At 70.8% G+C, this 18,000-nt stretch carries 16 protein-coding genes; 13 read left to right on the forward strand and 3 right to left on the reverse strand.

Annotated elements, in window-relative coordinates; genetic code table 11:
* Positions 1-16 precede the first annotated feature (16 nt).
* Positions 17-1,963, forward strand: a complete 1,947-nt coding sequence (locus AXK60_RS23660; protein WP_068575327.1) for an ArnT family glycosyltransferase — start codon at positions 17-19, stop codon at positions 1,961-1,963.
* Positions 1,964-2,001: 38 nt separating this feature from the next.
* Here AXK60_RS23660 and AXK60_RS23665 read toward each other — a convergent pair whose 3' ends face one another.
* Positions 2,002-2,559 carry a dihydrofolate reductase family protein gene (locus AXK60_RS23665; RefSeq protein ID WP_068574971.1) on the reverse strand — a complete coding sequence of 186 codons (558 nt, stop codon included), beginning with the start codon at positions 2,557-2,559 and terminating at the stop codon, positions 2,002-2,004.
* A gap of 66 nt (positions 2,560-2,625) precedes the next feature.
* Here AXK60_RS23665 and AXK60_RS23670 point away from each other — a divergent pair, with 66 nt between their 5' ends.
* The 3 genes from AXK60_RS23670 to AXK60_RS23680 all read left to right on the forward strand — a co-directional run bounded on the left by AXK60_RS23670 (position 2,626) and on the right by AXK60_RS23680 (position 6,524).
* On the forward strand, positions 2,626-4,596 hold the full coding sequence (locus AXK60_RS23670; protein ID WP_139058112.1) for a thioredoxin domain-containing protein: 1,971 nt from the start codon (positions 2,626-2,628) through the stop codon (positions 4,594-4,596).
* Positions 4,597-4,789: 193 nt separating this feature from the next.
* Entirely contained in the window at positions 4,790-5,848 is a 1,059-nt protein-coding gene (locus AXK60_RS23675) for a 3-deoxy-7-phosphoheptulonate synthase (RefSeq protein WP_068574973.1), read from the forward strand.
* 124 nt (positions 5,849-5,972) lie between these two features.
* Complete coding sequence (locus AXK60_RS23680; RefSeq protein ID WP_068574974.1) at positions 5,973-6,524, forward strand: DinB family protein; 552 nt, start codon at positions 5,973-5,975, stop codon at positions 6,522-6,524.
* Here AXK60_RS23680 and AXK60_RS23685 read toward each other — a convergent pair.
* Positions 6,436-7,371 (reverse strand): DMT family transporter, encoded by a 936-nt coding sequence (locus tag AXK60_RS23685; protein ID WP_068574975.1) that lies wholly within the window; start codon positions 7,369-7,371, stop codon positions 6,436-6,438. The genes AXK60_RS23680 and AXK60_RS23685 overlap by 89 nt on opposite strands.
* Positions 7,372-7,505: 134 nt before the next feature.
* Between AXK60_RS23685 and AXK60_RS23690 the strand changes: the two genes are divergently transcribed.
* From AXK60_RS23690 to AXK60_RS23710, 5 genes are all read left to right on the forward strand, one after another.
* Positions 7,506-8,258, forward strand: coding sequence for an SDR family NAD(P)-dependent oxidoreductase (locus AXK60_RS23690; protein ID WP_068574976.1), 753 nt, complete (start codon positions 7,506-7,508; stop codon positions 8,256-8,258).
* A gap of 90 nt (positions 8,259-8,348) precedes the next feature.
* A complete protein-coding gene (locus AXK60_RS23695) occupies positions 8,349-9,209 on the forward strand; it encodes an ABC transporter permease (protein ID WP_068574977.1) in 861 nt (286 codons plus the stop codon).
* Positions 9,206-10,261 (forward strand): taurine ABC transporter substrate-binding protein, encoded by a 1,056-nt coding sequence (locus AXK60_RS23700; protein ID WP_068574978.1) that lies wholly within the window; start codon positions 9,206-9,208, stop codon positions 10,259-10,261. Before AXK60_RS23695 ends, AXK60_RS23700 begins: the two co-directional genes overlap by 4 nt.
* Positions 10,258-11,043, forward strand: coding sequence for an ABC transporter ATP-binding protein (locus AXK60_RS23705; RefSeq protein WP_068574979.1), 786 nt, complete (start codon positions 10,258-10,260; stop codon positions 11,041-11,043). Before AXK60_RS23700 ends, AXK60_RS23705 begins: the two co-directional genes overlap by 4 nt.
* Before the next feature lie 96 nt (positions 11,044-11,139).
* On the forward strand, positions 11,140-11,916 hold the full coding sequence (locus tag AXK60_RS23710) for an isoprenyl transferase (protein ID WP_231855653.1): 777 nt from the start codon (positions 11,140-11,142) through the stop codon (positions 11,914-11,916).
* A 9-nt stretch (positions 11,917-11,925) separates the two neighbouring features.
* On the opposite strand, the gene coaA is transcribed toward AXK60_RS23710, so the two are convergent.
* Positions 11,926-12,867 (reverse strand): type I pantothenate kinase, encoded by a 942-nt coding sequence (gene coaA / locus AXK60_RS23715; protein WP_269451185.1) that lies wholly within the window; start codon positions 12,865-12,867, stop codon positions 11,926-11,928.
* A gap of 32 nt (positions 12,868-12,899) precedes the next feature.
* Between coaA and AXK60_RS23720 the strand changes: the two genes are divergently transcribed.
* The 4 genes from AXK60_RS23720 (at position 12,900) to phoH2 (ending at position 17,922) form a co-directional block, all read left to right on the forward strand.
* Positions 12,900-14,129, forward strand: a complete 1,230-nt coding sequence (locus AXK60_RS23720) for a hypothetical protein (protein ID WP_068574981.1) — start codon at positions 12,900-12,902, stop codon at positions 14,127-14,129.
* Between the two features lie 30 nt (positions 14,130-14,159).
* On the forward strand, positions 14,160-15,458 hold the full coding sequence (glyA, locus tag AXK60_RS23725; RefSeq protein WP_068574982.1) for a serine hydroxymethyltransferase: 1,299 nt from the start codon (positions 14,160-14,162) through the stop codon (positions 15,456-15,458).
* Positions 15,459-15,532: 74 nt separating this feature from the next.
* Positions 15,533-16,363: an acyl-ACP desaturase gene (locus AXK60_RS23730; protein ID WP_068574983.1), complete on the forward strand. Its 831-nt coding sequence runs from the start codon at positions 15,533-15,535 to the stop codon at positions 16,361-16,363.
* 281 nt (positions 16,364-16,644) lie between these two features.
* A complete protein-coding gene (gene phoH2, locus AXK60_RS23735; protein WP_068574984.1) occupies positions 16,645-17,922 on the forward strand; it encodes an RNA 5'-3' helicase PhoH2 in 1,278 nt (425 codons plus the stop codon).
* Positions 17,923-18,000 lie beyond the last annotated feature (78 nt).

Below are 18,000 nucleotides of genomic sequence, written 5' to 3' on the forward strand. Positions count from 1 at the left end.
GGCTTCCGTGAAGTACATGACTCCACGGCGCTGTGCCGTGACCGCACTGCTCGCCGCCACTGCGCTGCTGTACTGCTGGAACCTGTCGATCAACGGATACGGCAACGAGTTCTACGCGGCGGCGGCGCAGGCCGGCGGGCTGAGCTGGAAGGCCTGGCTCTTCGGCTCGCTCGATCCGGGCAACGTGATCACCGTCGACAAGCCGCCCGCGGCGCTGTGGGTGACCGGCCTGTTCGTCAGGGTCTTCGGGCTCTCGTCCTGGTCGATCCTGCTGCCGCAGGCGCTGATGGGCGTCGGCACCGTGGGATTGGTGTACCTGACGACGCGACGCCTGCTCGGTTCGGTCCCCGGGCGCATCGCCACGGGCGGCGCACTTCTGGCCGGCGCGGTGTGCGCGCTGACGCCGGCGGCCGTGCTGATCTTCCGGTTCAACAACCCCGACGCCCTGCTGGTGCTGCTCATGACCGCTGCCGCCTACTGCACGGTGCGGGCCTGCCAGGCGGCGTCGTGGCGCTGGCTGATGGCGTGCGGCGCCCTCCTCGGCTTCGCCTTCCTGACGAAGATGCTCCAGGGCCTGCTGGTGCTACCCGGTTTCGGCCTCGCCTACCTGTTGTTCGCGCAGACCTCGTGGCTCCGGCGCGCCCGCGACCTGGCGATCGGCGTCGTGGCGGTCGTCGTCGCGTCCGGCTGGTACGTGCTCCTGACGGTCCTCTGGCCGGCGTCCTCGCGTCCGTACATCGGCGGGTCGACGGACGGCACCTTCATGGACCTCGTGCTCGGCTACAACGGGCTGGCGCGGATCGTCGGGAACAGTGGGGGCTCCGGTTCCGGCGGTTTCGGTGGGGGCGGCGGGCCGGGTGGCAACGGGGCCACGGGCACCTCGTTCGGCGGCACGCCGAGCCTCGCCCGCCTGTTCAGCAACGAGTTCGGCAACGAGATCTCCTGGCTGCTGCCCGCTGCACTGCTCGTGCTCGCGATCGGTCTCGTGCTGGTGGCGCGGCGTCGTCTGGAGCGCGACCTCGCGCTGGGGCTCACCGTCTTCGGCACCTGGCTCGTGGTGACCGGCCTGGTGTTCTCGTACATGAGCGGCACGGTGCACCCGTACTACACGGTGGCACTCGCCCCGGCGATCGCGGTGCTCGTGGGCGGCGGTGCGGCCGTCGCCTGGAGCCGCAGGTCGACGGTGCCGGGCAGCCTCGCGCTGGCCGGGCTGGTGGTCGCGGCGGGTGGCTGGGGCGTGATCCGCGCCTGGCGGACCGGGTACGCGTGGCCCGTGCTCGGGGTGGTCGTCGGGGCGCTGACGGTGCTCGCCGTCGTCGCGCTCGTCGTCACGCGTCGGGGCGGTCGACGGGCCGTCGCCTCCGCGCTGGTGCTCGCGCTCCTCGCCGGCGGCGTCGCGACCGCGGCGTTCTCCGTGTCGACGGCGGGCACCGCGCACAGCGGCGGTATCCCGACGGCCGTGCAGACGGCGAAGTCGGGCAACGGGTTCGGTGGGTTCGGCGGTCGGGACGGGGACCGTGGCGACCGCACGCGACCGTCGGAGGGGGCCGGCGCACCGTCGAGCGTCGCACCGTCGAGCAGTGGACCGTCGGCCGGCGGATCGGTCGGTGAGAAGGGCGGCGCGGGAGGTCCCGGCGGCGGGAGCAGGGCGAACACCGAGCTGGTCACGCTGCTCAAGGGCACGACGACCCAGTGGGCGGCGGCGGTGAGCGGCTCGCAGAGCCAGGGCACGCTGCAGCTGACCTCGGGCCGACCGGTGATCGCCCTCGGCGGCTTCACCGGCTCCGATCCCGCACCCACCCTCGCGCAGTTCCAGCAGTGGGTGAAGGACGGGAAGGTCTCGTACTACATCGCGTCCGGCGGATTCGGCCCCGGCGGCGGGAAGTCCGAGATCGGTACCTGGGTGGCGGCGCATTACACGGCGACCACCGTGGGTGGATCGATCGTCTACAAGCTCGTGTAGCGCGCCCGGTCGGCACGCGTGCTCCGATGCCGTGCTGCTCAGTCGGACCGTCGGTAGTGCAGGGCGACGGCGCCGTTCGACAGCGGAGTCGAGGAGATGAGGTCGAGGCGCCGCGTGCCGGGCAGGCCGCCGCCGAACAGGGTGGGTCCGTGGCCGGTGATCATGGGGTGCACGAGGAACCGGTACTCGTCGATCAGGTCCAACCGGTCGAGCTCCGTGGCGAGGGCGCCGCTGCCGACCAGGACCCCGTCGGGCGTGCGGTCCTTGAGGTCGCGCACCGCGGTGCGCAGGTCCCCCGTGAGGTGATGGCTTCCCGTCCACGGGAAGTCGCTGCGCGTCGTCGAGACGACGTACTTCGGTTTCGCCTCCAGCGCGAGGGCCCACTCGCGCATCGCCGACGGCGCCTCGACCTCGCCGCGCGCGACCAGAGGCCAATAGGACTCCATCATCTCGTAGGTCGTGCGGCCCCAGAGCATGGCGCCGCCGGCGTTCATCAGGTCGGTGAAGAGGGCGTGCGTCTCGTCGTCGGCGATGCCCTCCCGGTGGTCGACGCAGCCGTCCAGCGTGACGTTGAGGCTGAACGTGAGGAGGCCCATCCGGTGATTATGGTCCTGGCGGCGCGACCTGTGCGCCGGTCGAGTGCACTGAGGCAGGATGGGGTCATGAACCGTCTCGGCGCGTCCACCAGCCCCTACCTGCGCCAGCACGCCGACAACCCGGTGCACTGGCAGGAGTGGTCGGAGGCCGCGCTGGCGGAGGCCGCGGAGCGCGACGTGCCGATCCTGCTCTCCATCGGCTACGCCGCCTGCCACTGGTGCCACGTCATGGCGCACGAGTCCTTCGAGAACGAGGCGATCGCGGAGCAGATGAACGCGGGCTTCGTCTGCATCAAGGTCGACCGCGAGGAGCGCCCCGACCTCGACGCGATCTACATGAACGCCACGGTCGCCATGACCGGCCAGGGCGGCTGGCCCATGACCTGCTTCCTCACACCCACCGGCGAGCCCTTCTACTGCGGCACCTACTACCCGCCGGAACCCCGGGGCGGACAGGCGAGCTTCCCGCAGCTCCTCGAGGCCATCTCCGACACCTGGCGCGAGCGCCGCGACGAGGTCGGTCGGGTGTCGGGGCAGGTGGCCGCGCACCTGCGCCAGGCCTCCGCCGGGCTGCCCGACGGTGCCTCCCCCTCCGCCGAGGACCTGGCCGGCGCGGTGCGCGCGATCTGCGCCGATGAGGACCCGTCGGGCGGCTTCGGGCGCGCCCCGAAGTTCCCGCCGTCGGCCACCGTCGAGGCTCTGCTGCGGCACCACGAGCGCACCGGCGATCCCGCGTCCTACGGCGTGGCCGTGCGGTGCGCCGAGGCGATGGCGCGCGGCGGGATCTACGACCAGCTCGGCGGAGGCTTCGCCCGGTACGCCGTGGACGCCGACTGGGTGGTGCCGCACTTCGAGAAGATGTTGTACGACAACGCACTTCTGCTCCGCTTCTACGCGCACCTCGGCCGCCGGACGGGTTCGCCGCTGGCGCTGCGCGTCGCCGACGAGACCGCCGACTTCCTGGTCCGGGATCTCGGGGTCGACGGTGGCGGGCTGGCGTCCTCGCTCGACGCGGACACCGTCGTCGACGGGCACGGTGTGGAGGGCGCGACGTACGTGTGGACGCCCGCCGAGCTCGTCGAGGTGCTCGGCGAGGCCGATGGCGCCTGGGCCGCCGAGGTTTTCGCGGTCACGCCGGACGGCACCTTCGAGCACGGAACGTCGACGCTGCAGCTGCGCGGCGAGCCGGATCCGGTACGACTCGCGGACGTCCGGCGGCGGCTGTTCGAATCGCGTTCGGGGCGGGCGCAACCGGGCCGTGACGATAAGGTCGTCACCGTGTGGAACGGGCTCGCGATCACCGCGTTCGCGGAGGCGGGCAGGGTCGAGCAGGCCGAGGCCGTCGCGCGGTACGTGCTCGGAACCCATTGGGACGGTGAGCGCCTGCGCCGCAGTTCGCTGGGCGGGGTCGTCGGTGACGCCGACGGGATGCTCGAGGACTACGCCGCGCTGGTGACCGGACTGCTGGCGCTGGTGCAGCAGACCGGTGGATCCGACTGGGCCGCAGCGGCGGCCGCTGTCCTGGACGCCGCGATCGTCCGCTTCGCCGACCCGGAGGCGGCCGGCAGCTGGTACGACGCACCGTCGGACGGACAGGCCCTGCTGACCCGCCCGCGGGACCCCGCAGACGGTGCGACACCGGCGGGCGCGAGCCTCATCGCCGAGGCGCTGACCTACGCCGAGGTCCTGTTGGGGGAGCGGTACGCCGCTCTCGCCGCTGCCACGCGGGCCCGGTCCGGGGAGCTCGTCCGCCGGGTTCCGCGGGGAGCGGGCCACCACCTGGCCGTCGCCGAGCAGGCTGCAGCGGGGCTGCAGATCGCGGTGGCCGACGGTGCCGGCGCCGCCGCGCTCGTCGCGGAGGCACGCCGTCTGGCACCGGGCGGTGCGGTCGTCGTCGCCGGCGCGAGGGATTCGCATCCGCTGTTGGAGGGCCGCGGGCCGGTCGACGGCCGGGCCGCGGCCTACGTGTGCCGGGGCACCGTCTGCTCCCTGCCGGTGACCGGGGGTGAGGCGCTCGCAGAGGAGCTCGCGTCGTAGCTGTGCTATGTTCGCTGCGTGGGTATGAACGCGTATTGGCGCTTTACCGAGGCTCCGGGTGGGGCCGTCGGTGAGGCGCGTGTGCGCTAGTACCGAACGTCACGACCCGGAGCCGAAGGCAGCGAGAGCACTCGCTGCCTTTTTCTATGGCACCGGGAGTCCAGCCTGGTGTCGCCTACCAGGAAGACATGAGATGACCATCGAACTCGACACACCGGCGTCCACCTCGAACCGGCGCGTCCGGGCCTTCCATCCGATCCCCTCGCCCGCTCAGCTGCGCGACGAGTTGCCGCTCGCGCCGCGTCTGGCAGCGCAGGTCGAGGCCGACCGCCGCGCCGTCGCCGGCGTCATCGCGGGCCGTGACCAGCGGCTCCTCGTCGTCGTGGGGCCGTGCTCCGTGCACGACCCCGAGGCGGCGCTCGACTACGCCCGGCGGCTCAAGCCGATCGCCGATGAACTGGCCGATCAGCTGCTGATCGTGATGCGGGTCTACTTCGAGAAGCCGCGGACCACCGTCGGCTGGAAGGGCCTGATCAACGACCCCGGGATGGACGAGTCCTACGACGTGCCCCGCGGCCTGCGTACCGCGCGGCGGCTGCTGCTCGACATCCTCGAGATCGGCCTGCCCGTGGGCTGCGAGTTCCTCGAGCCCACCAGCCCGCAGTACATCGCCGACACCGTCGCCTGGGGTGCGATCGGCGCCCGCACCACCGAGTCCCAGGTGCATCGTCAGCTCGCGTCGGGGCTCTCGATGCCGATCGGTTTCAAGAACGCGACCGACGGGAACGTGCAGGTCGCGATCGACGGTGCGCTCTCCGCCGCGGCCCGGCACGTCTTCTTCGGCACCGACGACGAGGGCTCCGCCGCCGTCGTCGAGACCGTCGGCAACGACAACTGCCACATCATCCTGCGCGGCGGACGCGGCGGGCCGAACTTCGACGCCGCGTCGGTGTCCGGTGCCGTCGCCGCGCTCGAGAAGAGCGGGCTCGCGCCGTCGGTGATGGTGGACTGCTCGCACGCCAACTCCGGCAAGGACCACGTGCGCCAGGCCGAGGTGGCTCGGGAGATCGCCGCGCGCATCGCCGCAGGCGAGACCGACATCTCCGGCCTCATGCTCGAGTCCTTCCTGGTCGCGGGTGCGCAGCAGCCCGGGCCCGGGCCGCTCGTCTACGGCCAGTCCGTGACCGACAAGTGCATGGACTTCGCCACCACCGACTCGGTCCTGCACGACCTGGCCGCGGCGCTGCGCTGAGGGCGGACCGCTGAAAATGTGCGGTCATTCGTCTCAAGAATCCTTGAGACGAATGACCGCACATTTCCGCCGGCGCCACCGGCCGCCGTGAGCCCGCGGTGATCGGAGGACGTAGATTGAGTCCGTGGCGATCGAACCGGATGTCAAGGACTGGACGTGGGTCATCGAGCGGGCGTGTCCCGCCTGCGGATTCGACCCGGCGACGGTGCGCCGCGCCGAGGTCTCGGACCGCATCGCGCGTTCGGCGAACGGGTGGGGCGACGCACTGGCCCGGGCGGACGCGAAGGTCCGCCCGGACGAGAACACGTGGTCGGTCCTTGAATACGGCTGTCACCTGCGGGACGTGCACCGGATCATGCGGGAACGACTGGGGCTCATGCTGAGCTACGACGAGGCTGTCGTCGACGGCGCGACCTTCGCGAACTGGGACCAGGACGCGACCGCGGTCGAGGACGCCTACAACGACCAGGAGTCGGCCGTCGTCGCGGACGAACTGGCCCGCGCTGCGGCGGATTTCGCGGAGGCGTACCGCACCGTCGCCGACGACCAGTGGCACCGGAAGGGCCTGCGGTCCAACGGTTCCGCGTTCACCGTCGAATCGTTCGCGACGTACGCGCTGCACGACCTGGAGCACCACCGGGTGGACGTGGGGCTGGCGCCGCGCCCCGGCGACTGAGCACGATCCCCGCGAGCACCACGAGGCCGCCGACCGGCTGGTGCCACGCGGGCCGTTCGTCGAGCACCGTGACACCCAGGAGCACACCGACGACCGGCGTCAGGTAGGTCACGGACGCGCCCGCCGCGGCGCCCCATTCGGCGACGATGTTCGTGTTCCACACGTACGCGAGGCCCGTCCCGAACGCGCCGAGTGCGAGCATGGCCAGCACCACCCGCGGAGACGCCGTTGCGTGATGACGATCGGCGAGGAGCACGCCCGCGTCGATCACGACCGCGCCCATGCCCACTTGGTACAGCGCGACCGAGGCCGCGGGCAGCTGCAACGGGGTGACGAATCGCCGCAGGTAGACGAAGGCGACGCCGTAGCTCGCCGTCGCCGCGAGGCAGGCGAGTTGTCCGGACACCGAACCTGAGCCGCCTAACGCCCACGGTGCGAGCACGACGAGGACGCCCGCGAAGCCGATTCCCAGCCCCAGCAGCTGGTTCCGCGTCGGCCGCTCGGACCTGAGGGCCACGCACGTCACCAGCACCGTCATCAGCGGCGTGGTCGCGTTGAAGATGCTCGCGAGGCTCGAGTCGATCCGCTGCTCCGCCCAGCCGAACAGGGTGAAGGGCAGCACGCACAGCGTGATCGAGACGACGCCGATGTGCGCCACGGCCCGCAGGTCCCGGATCAGCGGCGCCCGCACGACGACCGCGACCACGAACAGCGTGAGTGCCCCGATCGTCATGCGGGCGGTGGTGACCTGGGCGGGGGAGAGGCCGGCGAGCCCCTCCTTGATGAACAGGAAGCTGGATCCCCACGCGAGAGCGAGGGCCGCGAACTGCAACGGGATGGTGCGCATGTACCGATTCCACCGCTCCCCGTCGTCCGGCGCTGGCGGGAATCGGTCGCGTCGTTCCGCCTCGGCCGGGCGGTCCGCAGCGCTCGGCGATACGGTGATGGTTCACCCGTACCGATCGAGATGCAGGAGAACCCATGGCCGAGATCGCCGTCGTCACCGGAGCGAGCAGCGGGATCGGGGCCGCCACGGCGCGGCACCTCGTGCGCGCGGGATTCGACGTCGTGATCGGGGCTCGTCGGCTCGAGCGGCTGGAGCAGCTCAAGGCCGACCTCGAGGCCCAGCATCCCGAGCGGATCGTCACGGCCCTGCCGCTGGACGTCTCGGCCCCCGCCTCCGTGACGGCCTTCGCCGGCGCGATCGAGAAGGTCGACGTGCTGGTCAACAACGCCGGTGGCGCGCTCGGCGTCGACCGCATCGAGACGGCCGACGAGGCCGACTGGTCGCGGATGTACGACATCAACGTGCTCTCGATCCTCCGGGTCACGCAGGCACTGCTGCCGAAGCTGCGGGCGTCCCCGGCGGCCTCCGTCGTGACGATCGGCTCCGTGGCCGCCCTGGAGGCGTACGAGACCGGCGCGGGGTACAACGCCGCCAAGCACGGCGCCCGCGCCGTCACCCGCGTGCTGCGCCTGGAACTCAAGGGCGAGCCGATCCGCGTCATCGAGATCGACCCGGGCCTCGTGGAGACCGAGTTCTCCGTGGTCCGCCTCGGTGGGGATCGGGCGGCGGCCGACAAGATCTACGAGGGCGTCGACAACCTCACCGCCGATGACATCGCCGACGCCGTGACCTGGACCGTTACGCGCCCGCCGCACGTGAACATCGACTCGATCCAGATCATGCCCCGGGACCAGGTAGCCGCTCGGAACGTGCACCGGAGGACCTAACGATCAGCGAGATTCGAACGGTTCCCGTGCGAACCTTCTCCTGACAGGGTCAACTGTTCGTGTGCCCGACAGGGCACCGGAGAGGAATCCATGGCCGGAGAGCCCCCGCTGCTGCGGGTGAAGAACGCCGTCATCGAACCGCTGCCGCAGACGGTCCGCGCGTGGCTCGTCCGCATCGTCGCCCTCGTCGTGTTCGTCGCGGTCTGGTGGCTGATCAGCGCTCTGCACCTGATCGACGAGAAGTTCCTACCCACGCCGAAGTCCGTGTGGGACGCCGCCGTCCGCGCCAGCACGTGGCACCAGGTAGCGCCGGGCGTGCCGCGCGAGGTGCTCGGCGAGCAGAACTACTTCCTCTGGGAGCACCTGGTCGCCAGCCTGCAGAGGATCTTCGCCGGCGTGGGCGCCGCCATTGTCGTGGGCCCGATCCTCGGCTTCGCGATGGGTACCTCGAAGACGATCAACACGATCATCGAGCCCTACCTGAACTTCCTCCGCGCGCTGCCCCCGCTCGGCTACATCGGCCTGCTCATCGTGTGGTTCGGCATCGGCGACACGTCCAAGATCTGGCTGCTCTTCCTCGCCGCGTTCCCCGCCATCGCGATCTCCACGGTCAACGGCGTCCAGGGCGTCAGCGTCGATCAGATCAACGCCGCCCGCGCGCTCGGCGCCAACCGCCTGCAGACCATTCGCGGCGTCATCGTCCCGGCCACGCTGCCCGAGGTCATCAACGGCATCCGCATCGCCGTGGGGTTCGCCTGGACCACCGTCGTCGCGGCCGAGCTCAACAACGGCATCCCCGGCATCGGCGGCCTCGCCTACCTCGCCGGCCAGCAGCTCAACACGCCCCTGACCATCGCCTGCATCATCGTCATCGGCATCACCGCGCTCCTGCTGGACTCGCTCATCAAGTGGATCGGCCTGCTGGCCGTCCCGTGGAAGGGGAAGGCATGAACCGCCTCACGCGCCTGGCGCGCACGGCGCTCGTGGTCGGCACCGTCGGGCTGCTGGCCTCCGGTTGCATCGTGGAGTCCGGCAGGGCCGAACAGTCCCGGTCGATCGGCGGGAGCACCCCGTGCCCCGTCGCCCCGGATCCGACGGTGCGCGGCACCGTCCGGATCGGTTGGCAGGAGATCCCGAACGGTGACCTGATCGTCAAGGACACCAGCCTGCTCAAGACGTGCATGCCCAACGTGAACGTCGTGTGGAGCAAGTTCGCCTCCGGCGGCGATGTCATCCAGGCCTTCGGAGCGAACAGCCTCGACGTCGGACTGCTCGGCAGCGCGCCCGCGGCGAAAGCACTCAGCGCCCCGCTCGATATCGACATGAAGGTGATCTGGATCCAGGATCGGATCGGGGCGGCGGAGTCGCTCGTCGCCCGCGGCGACGGCATCAAGAGCGTCGCCGACCTGCACGGCAAGCGGATCGCGGTGCCCTTCGCCTCCACCGCCCACTACAGCCTGCTGACGGCGCTCGACAAGGCCGGCGTCACCGACGCGCAGGTCATCAACCTGGCCCCCGACGCCATCCGCGGTGCCTGGGGCGGCGGGCAGATCGACGCGACCTACATCTGGGAACCCACTCTCAGTCAGCTCAAGGGCACGGTCCTCACCGACAGCGCGAAGGTCGCCGAACAGGGCGCGCCCACCTACGACCTCGAGGGCGCGCGCAGCGACTTCGTGCGCGACAACCCGGCCTTCCTGAAGATCTGGACCGCGGCGCAGGGCTGGGCGGCGAACCTGCTGAACACCGACCCGAACAAGGCCGCCGAACACATCGCCGGCCAGCTCGGCGTACCACTGGACCAGGTGCTCACGCAGGTCAAGGGGTACGCCTACTTCGACGCCAAGACCCAGGCCGGCCCCGATCACCTCGGCGGCCAGCTGGGTGCCGACATCCGCAAGACGGCCGAGTTCCTGCTCCAGCAGGGGCAGGTCCAGGGCGTCGGGCCGGCGCAGCACTACACCGACGGCGTGTCCGCGACCGCGGCACAGGAGGCGAAATGAGCGGCACCGAACGCGTCCAACTCACGGGCGTCGGCAAGACCTACGACACCGCCAGCGGGCAGACCGTCGCGCTGCAGCCCACGGACCTCACCGTCGAGCCGGGGGAGTTCGTCTCCATCGTCGGGCCCTCGGGCTGCGGCAAGACGACTCTGCTGCGCCTGGTCGCGGGCTTCGAGGACCCGACGGCCGGCGTCGTCGAGGTCGGCGGCGAACGGGTCACGGCACCGTCGGCCGACCGGGGTGTGGTCTTCCAGGCCCCGACCCTGTACCCCTGGCTGACGGTGCGCGGCAACGTCGAGTTCGGACCCAAGGTCAGCGGGGTCGGTAAGACGCAGCGCCGCGAGCGGGCGCAGAAGATGCTGGACCTGGTGGGGCTCGGCGATTTCGGCGACAAGCGGCCCTACGAGCTCTCCGGCGGCATGCAGCAGCGCGCGCAGATCGCCCGCGTCCTGGTCAACGACCCGGCGATCGTCCTGATGGACGAGCCCTACGGCGCGCTCGACGCGCTGACGCGCGAGCGGCTGCAGGTGGATCTGCTGCGGATCTGGCGCGAGGCGGGCAAGACGATCGTGTTCATCACCCACTCGGTGGAGGAGGCGGTGTTCCTCAGTACCCGCGTGCTGGTGATGAGCGCCCGCCCGGGCCGCATCGTGATCGACCGGAAGGTCGAGCTGCCCGGCGACGGGCCCGACACCGTCCGCGACCCGTCGGTGACGGCGACGCCCGAGTTCCAGGCGCTGCGCACCGAGCTCGCGGAGGCGATCTACGCCGCCCACGGCTGAACCTCAGCTGTCGCACAGGTCGCGCGGCGTAGTCTTGCACGCGTGGTGAGCGTCCCGAAACTGCCAGTGTCGCTGCCGTCCGGGCCTGCCCGGGCGATCGCGTCCCCCGTGTACGCGATCTACGAGCGCAGGCTGGCCACGGAGCTGGCGCACGCGTACCGCGACGGCGCGCAACGTCCCCGGCACGTCGCCGTGCTCTGCGACGGCAACCGACGCTGGGCCCGCGCCGCCGGGTTCTCCGATGTCAGCCACGGCTACCGCATGGGTGCCAAGAAGATCGCCGAGATGCTCGAGTGGTGCGACGAGGCCGGTATCGAGCTCGCGACCATCTACCTGCTCTCCACCGAGAACCTGCAGCGCGACCCCGACGAGCTGTCCGCGTTGCTGGAGATCATCACCGATGTCGTGGAGGAGATCTCCGGCCCCGACAAGAACTGGTCGGTGAAGATCGTCGGCGCGATGGACCTGCTGCCCTCCGACGCCGCGCGCCGGCTCACCGCCGCCGCCGAGGGGACCAAGGGCCGCACCGGCACCCACGTCAACGTGGCGGTCGGGTACGGCGGCCGCAAGGAGATCGTCGACGCCGTCCAGTCGCTGCTCAAGGATCGGCTGGCGGCAGGGATGTCGGCCGAGGAACTGGTGGACGCGGTCACCGTCGAGGGGATCGACCAGCACCTGTACACGAAGGGCCAGCCCGACCCGGACCTCGTGATCCGTACGTCCGGGGAGCAGCGGCTCTCCGGATTCCTGCTGTGGCAGAGCGCCTACAGCGAGATCTGGTTCACCGAGGCCTACTGGCCCGAATTCCGGCGCGTCGACTTCCTGCGCGCGCTGCGCGACTACGCCGCCCGGCACCGTCGCTTCGGGGCCTGAGCCGCATCGTCAGAGCTTGCGCAGGCGCACCCGGTTGATGGAGTGATCGGAGTCCTTGCGCAGCACCAGGGTTGCGCGCGGCCGGGTGGGCAGGATGTTCTGCACGAGGTTGGGGCGGTTGATGCCCGCCCAGATGCCCTCGGCGCGGTCCCGGGCCTCCACGTCGGACAGTCCCGAGTAGTGGTGGAAGTGCGAGGACGGATCGGCGAACGAGGTCGTCCGCATCGACAGGAACCGATCGACGTACCAGCGCTCGATGTCCTCGATCCGCGCGTCCACGTACACCGAGAAGTCGAACAGGTCCGAGACCATCAGCCGCGGCCCGGTCTGCAGCACGTTGAGCCCCTCGACGATGAGGATGTCGGGCCGCCGGACGTGGATGGTCTCGCCGGGCACGATGTCGTAGAGCTGGTGCGAGTACATCGGTGCGGTCGCGTCCTGCGCGCCCGATTTCACCGTGGTCACGAAGCGCAGCAGCGCCCGCCGGTCGTAGGACTCCGGGAAGCCCTTGCGGTGCATGATGCCGCGCCGCTCGAGCTCGGCCGTGGGGTAGAGGAAGCCGTCGGTGGTCACCAGGTCCACCCGCGGGTGCGAGTCCCAGCGCGCCAGCAGCGCCTGCAGCACGCGTGCGGTCGTCGACTTGCCGACCGCCACCGACCCGGCGACGCCGATCACGAAGGGCACCTGCGCGTCGTGCCGCTGCTCCCCGAGGAAGGTCGCGGTGGCCGCGTACAGGCGCTGCCGCGCCGCGACCTGCAGGTGGATCAGACGCGAGACCGGCAGGTAGACCTCGGCGACCTCGGCCAGGTCGACCTGTTCGCCCAGGCCGCGCAGGTGGGACAGGTCGTCCTCGGTGAGCGAGAGCGGGGTGGACTGCCGCAGTTCCCGCCACTGCGCTCGGTCCATCTCGATGTACGGACTCGGCTCGCTCACGCGGCGACTCCGTGACACACCGGGGAAGGCATATCCCTAGTCTGGCATGTATGGACGAGCTCAGTCTCACTGACCGCTACCTGCGGCTCGGCTTGCGGTTCGACCGCATCGAATCAGGATTCGTCGACGCGTACTTCGGTGACCCGGCGCACCGTCGGGCCGTGGAGGCCGACGACGCCCCCGAACCGGCCCGTCTCGCCGACGAGGCCCGCGCGCTCCTGCGCGACCTGGCCACCGACACCTCCCTGAGTCCGGCACGGCGCGAGTTCCTCGTCGGGCACGTCTCCGCGCTCGAATGCTCGGCCCACAAGTTCGACGGTGCGCCGATCGGCTTCGTCGACGAGGTCAAGGCCTACTTCGACGTGGACATCGCGATGGGAGACACCGCCGACTACGAGGCGGCGCACGCGAAGCTCGACGAGCTGCTTCCCGGCACCGGCCCCCTGCAGCCCCGCATGCAGGCGCAGCGCGAGCGGTTCGCGGTCCCGACGGAGCGCGTGCCCGAGGTGGTGGACGCGCTCGCCGGCGCGCTGCGCGATGTCGTGCGCGGGCGGTACCCGCTGCCGGAGGCCGAGACCGTGGCCTTCGAGATCGAGCACGACAAGCCCTGGTCCGGTTTCAACTACTACCTCGGCGACTACCGATCGCGGGTCGCCGTGAACGGTGACCTGCCGCAGTACTTGTCGTCGCTGCCGCACCTCATCGCGCACGAGGCCTACCCCGGCCACCACACCGAGCACTGCCGCAAGGAGCAACTACTGGTCGCGTCCCCCGAGAGCGGAGCGCAGCAGCCGGAGCAGACGATCTTCCTCGTCAACACCCCGCAGTGCCTCATGGCCGAGGGCCTCGCCGACCACGCGCTCGGCGCAGCGATCGGGCCCGGCTGGGGCCGCTGGGCGCAGGAGATCTACGCCGACCTGGGCCTGTCCTTCGACGGGGACCTCGCCGAACGGATCGCGGCGGCATCGTCGGGGCTGCTCCACGTGCGCCAGGATGCGGCCCTGCTGCTGCACGACCGGAACGCGGGGGAGGACGCCGTGGCCGCGTACCTGCAGCGCTGGGGGCTGATGGCGGAGAACAGCGCGCGGCAGGCGCTGCGGTTCGTGGGGTCGCCGCTCTGGCGGGCCTACATCTCGACCTATGTCGAGGGCTACGCGCTGCTCGGCGCGTGGCTCGACGAGGCGGAGCCGGGGGCGGCGCGACTGGATCGGTTCGGCCGTCTGCTCGACGAGCCCCTCACCCCGTCGGCGCTGCGGCGGGAGATGGCGGCCGCCGCGTGAGATCGCCGACCCTCGAACTAGGATGACCGCATGAGCGATTCCAGCGTGAACTCCGCGTCCCTGGCCGAACTCGATCCCGAGGTCGCGGCCGCCATGAACGGCGAGCTCGCGCGCCAGCGGGACACGCTGGAGATGATCGCCTCCGAGAACTTCGTGCCGCGTGCGGTGCTGCAGGCCCAGGGCTCGGTTCTCACCAACAAGTACGCCGAGGGCTACCCGGGTCGCCGCTACTACGGCGGCTGCGAGTACGTCGATGTCGTGGAGGATCTGGCCCGGAACCGGGCCAAGGAGCTGTTCGGCGCCGAGTTCGCGAACGTCCAGCCGCACTCGGGCGCGCAGGCGAACGCCGCGGTCCTGCAGGCGCTCATGGAGCCGGGCGAGACGCTGATGGGCCTCGACCTCGCGCACGGCGGCCATCTCACCCACGGCATGCGCCTGAACTTCTCCGGCAAGCTCTACGAGAACGTCTTCTACGGCGTGTCCAAGGAGGACCACCGGGTCGACATGGACGAGGTGCGCAAGATCGCGCTGGACTCCAAGCCGAAGGTGATCGTCGCCGGCTGGTCCGCGTACCCGCGCCACCTCGACTTCGCCGCCTTCCGTTCCATCGCCGACGAGGTGGGCGCCCACCTCTGGGTCGACATGGCGCACTTCGCCGGCCTCGTCGCCGCGGGCCTGCACCCGAGCCCGGTCCCGCACGCCGATGTCGTGTCCAGCACCGTGCACAAGACCCTCGGCGGCCCGCGCTCCGGCATCATCCTGGCCAAGCAGGAGTGGGCGAAGAAGCTCAACTCCGCGGTCTTCCCCGGCCAGCAGGGCGGCCCGCTGATGCACGTGATCGCCGCCAAGGCCGTCGCGCTCAAGGTCGCGGGCACGGAGGAGTTCCGCGAGAAGCAGCAGCGCACGCTCGACGGTGCGCGGATCCTCGCCGAGCGACTGAACGGCAAGGACGTGGCCGATGCCGGCGTCACCGTGCTCACCGGCGGCACCGACGTGCACCTGGTCCTCGTCGATCTGCGCAACAGCGACCTGGACGGGCAGCAGGCCGAGGACCTCCTGCACGAGGTGGGCATCACCGTCAACCGCAACGCCGTGCCCTTCGACCCGCGCCCGCCGATGGTCACCTCCGGCCTGCGCATCGGCACCGCCGCGCTCGCCAGCCGCGGCTTCGGCGACAAGGAGTTCACCGAGGTCGCCGACATCATCGGCACCGCGCTCGCGCAGGGCAAGGCGGCCGACACGGCCGCGCTGCGCGCCCGCGTCTCGGCGCTCGCACTGGAGGTGCCGCTGTACGAGGGCCTCGAGGACTGGGGCCTGCTCTCGCGCTGAACCCGGGTTCCGGGTTCGTCACCTCTCCCACCTGGGATTTGAAGGCCGGGTGGGGCCTGCTTTAGAGTGGCCGGGTGACTTCCAGCATCTCCGACGACGACCTGACGCTCGCCATCGACAAGGCGCTGCCGGACATCCGCGCGGCCTATGTCGAGGCCGGCGATGCGTGGCAGCCGCACGACTACATCCCGTGGGACGACGGCCGCAACTACGCCTTCCTCGGCGGCGAGGACTTCGTCCCCGCCGACGTCAAGGTCGACGCGGTGGTCAGCAACGGCCTCATCCTGGGCCTGCTGACCAAGGACCACCTGCCGTCCTTCCACCGCCTGCTGGCGCAGCACCACCTCATCGAGTCGGACTGGGGCAAGTTCGTCGGCCACTGGACCGCGGAGGAGAACCGCCACGGCATCGCGCTGCGCGATCACGTCGTGGTCAGCCGCACCTGCGATGTCGAGCAGCTGGAGATGTGGCGCCTCGAGGCCGTGACCCGCGGCTACCGCCAGTACGAGGGCACCCGCGAGGAGATCAAGATCGCGGAGCAGATCGCCATGGTGATCGTGCACGAGGCGCTGTCGGCCGACTACTTCGACCGGCTCGCCGACTACGCGGACACCGTCGAGAGCACGCCCGCCGGCCTCGTCACCACGCTGCGCAAGATCGCGAACGACGACCGCGTGCAGCAGCAGTACTGGACCGAGCTGCTCACCGTCGCGCTGGACGTCAACGAGGGCCACGTCAAGGACGCCCTGCTGGGCCAGGCGCGCGTCGCGTCGCCGATCGGTGCCGAGACCGCCGACGGGCTCGACGAGGCCCGCCGCATCGTCACCGAGGCCGGCATCAGCTCGCCCGAGCGGGACCGCGAGATCCTGAACGGGCTCCTCGCGACGTGGGGTCTCGCACTCTAAGTCGTCACGAACTGTTAACGAACGCGCCGCTCCGGGTCCCGCCCGGGCGGCGCGTTCGGCGTTAGTTTGACGGTGACGGATTGCGGGGAAGCAGTTCGTCCCGGGAGGTTCCAACCGTGACTCGACTGATCGTCGCGAGAGGGCCGGCCCCGGTCCTCGTCGTCGGGGCGTAGACCGCGCACCGAGACGTTTGGACCGGCCGGCCGCAGCTACACGCTTGCGTGGGCGCCGCGCAGGCTAGGAGCGTCACCGTGTCTTTCCGTGAGACCCCCCGCACGTACGTGCTCGACACCTCCGTCCTGCTGTCCGATCCCTGGGCCATCACCCGCTTCGCCGAGCACGACGTCGTGCTCCCGCTCGTGGTGATCAGCGAACTCGAGGGCAAGCGCCACCACGCCGAGCTCGGCTGGTTCGCCCGCGAGTCGCTGCGCATGCTCGACGACATGCGCCTCGAGCACGGCCGCCTCGACCAGCCGATCCCCACGCCGGGCGGCGGCACGGCTCAGGTGGAGCTCAACCACATCGACCCGACCGTGCTGCCGGTCGGATTCCGCACCGAGACCAACGACTCCCGCATCCTCGCCTGCGCGCTGAACCTGCGCGCCGAGGGCCGGGACGTGGTGCTGGTGTCGAAGGACATCCCGCTGCGGGTCAAGGCCGGCGCGGTGGGCCTGCCGGCCGACGAGTACCGGGCGCAGGACGTGGTGACCTCCGGGTGGACGGGCATGGAGGAGCTGGAGGTTCCGCGCGCGGTGATCGACGCGCTGTTCGCGGGCGGCGTGGTCGATCACGACGCCGCACGGGACCTGCCGTGCAACACCGGCGTTCGGCTACTGGGCGGCACGTCCAGCGCGCTGGGCCGGGTGACCGCGGAGAAGCAGCTGCAGCTGGTCCGCGGCGACCGCGAGGCCTTCGGCCTGCACGGCCGCAGTGCGGAGCAGCGCGTCGCGCTGGACCTGCTGCTCGACGAGTCGGTGGGCATCGTCTCCCTCGGCGGCAAGGCCGGTACGGGCAAGTCGGCCCTGGCGCTCTGCGCGGGTCTCGAAGCGGTGCTGGAGAAGCGCACGCAGCGCAAGGTCGTGGTCTTCCGGCCCCTGTACGCCGTCGGCGGCCAGGACCTCGGCTACCTGCCGGGCTCCGAGAACGAGAAGATGGGGCCGTGGGCGCAGGCCGTCTACGACACTCTCGACGGTCTCGCCTCGCCCGAGGTGATGGACGAGGTGATGGACCGCGGGATGTTGGAGGTGCTGCCGCTCACGCACATTCGTGGCCGGTCGCTGCACGACTCCTTCGTCATCGTCGACGAGGCGCAGTCCCTGGAGCGCAACGTGCTGCTGACGGTGCTCTCCCGGCTGGGGAGCGGCTCGCGGGTGGTGCTCACGCACGACGTCGCGCAGCGCGACAACCTGCGGGTCGGCCGCCACGACGGCGTGGCCGCGGTGATCGAGAAGCTCAAGGGGCACCCGCTGTTCGCGCACGTCACGCTCACCCGCTCCGAGCGCTCGCCGATCGCCGCCCTGGTCACCGAGATGCTGGAGGAGTTCGCCCCCGGCGCGTGACCGGGCGCCGCGCCGACCGTTGTCATACCTAGAACCGCAAGGTATACCTGTACCTAGTGGTTCTAGGTATGGAGGTCG

It is taken from the genome of Tsukamurella pseudospumae, assembly GCF_001575195.1.
GTDB classification, from domain to species: Bacteria; Actinomycetota; Actinomycetes; order Mycobacteriales; family Mycobacteriaceae; genus Tsukamurella; species Tsukamurella pseudospumae.

Coding starts and splice junctions, on each gene's coding strand:
- AXK60_RS23660 (WP_068575327.1), top strand. CDS start 17: ATGACTCCACGGCGCTGTGCCGTGACCGCACTGCTCGCCGCCACTGCG.
- AXK60_RS23685 (WP_068574975.1), bottom strand. CDS start 7,371: ATGCGCACCATCCCGTTGCAGTTCGCGGCCCTCGCTCTCGCGTGGGGA.
- AXK60_RS23675 (WP_068574973.1), top strand. CDS start 4,790: ATGACCATCGAACTCGACACACCGGCGTCCACCTCGAACCGGCGCGTC.
- AXK60_RS23670 (WP_139058112.1), top strand. CDS start 2,626: ATGAACCGTCTCGGCGCGTCCACCAGCCCCTACCTGCGCCAGCACGCC.
- AXK60_RS23665 (WP_068574971.1), bottom strand. CDS start 2,559: ATGGGCCTCCTCACGTTCAGCCTCAACGTCACGCTGGACGGCTGCGTC.
- AXK60_RS23700 (WP_068574978.1), top strand. CDS start 9,206: ATGAACCGCCTCACGCGCCTGGCGCGCACGGCGCTCGTGGTCGGCACC.
- AXK60_RS23690 (WP_068574976.1), top strand. CDS start 7,506: ATGGCCGAGATCGCCGTCGTCACCGGAGCGAGCAGCGGGATCGGGGCC.
- AXK60_RS23705 (WP_068574979.1), top strand. CDS start 10,258: ATGAGCGGCACCGAACGCGTCCAACTCACGGGCGTCGGCAAGACCTAC.
- AXK60_RS23695 (WP_068574977.1), top strand. CDS start 8,349: ATGGCCGGAGAGCCCCCGCTGCTGCGGGTGAAGAACGCCGTCATCGAA.
- glyA (WP_068574982.1), top strand. CDS start 14,160: ATGAGCGATTCCAGCGTGAACTCCGCGTCCCTGGCCGAACTCGATCCC.
- AXK60_RS23720 (WP_068574981.1), top strand. CDS start 12,900: ATGGACGAGCTCAGTCTCACTGACCGCTACCTGCGGCTCGGCTTGCGG.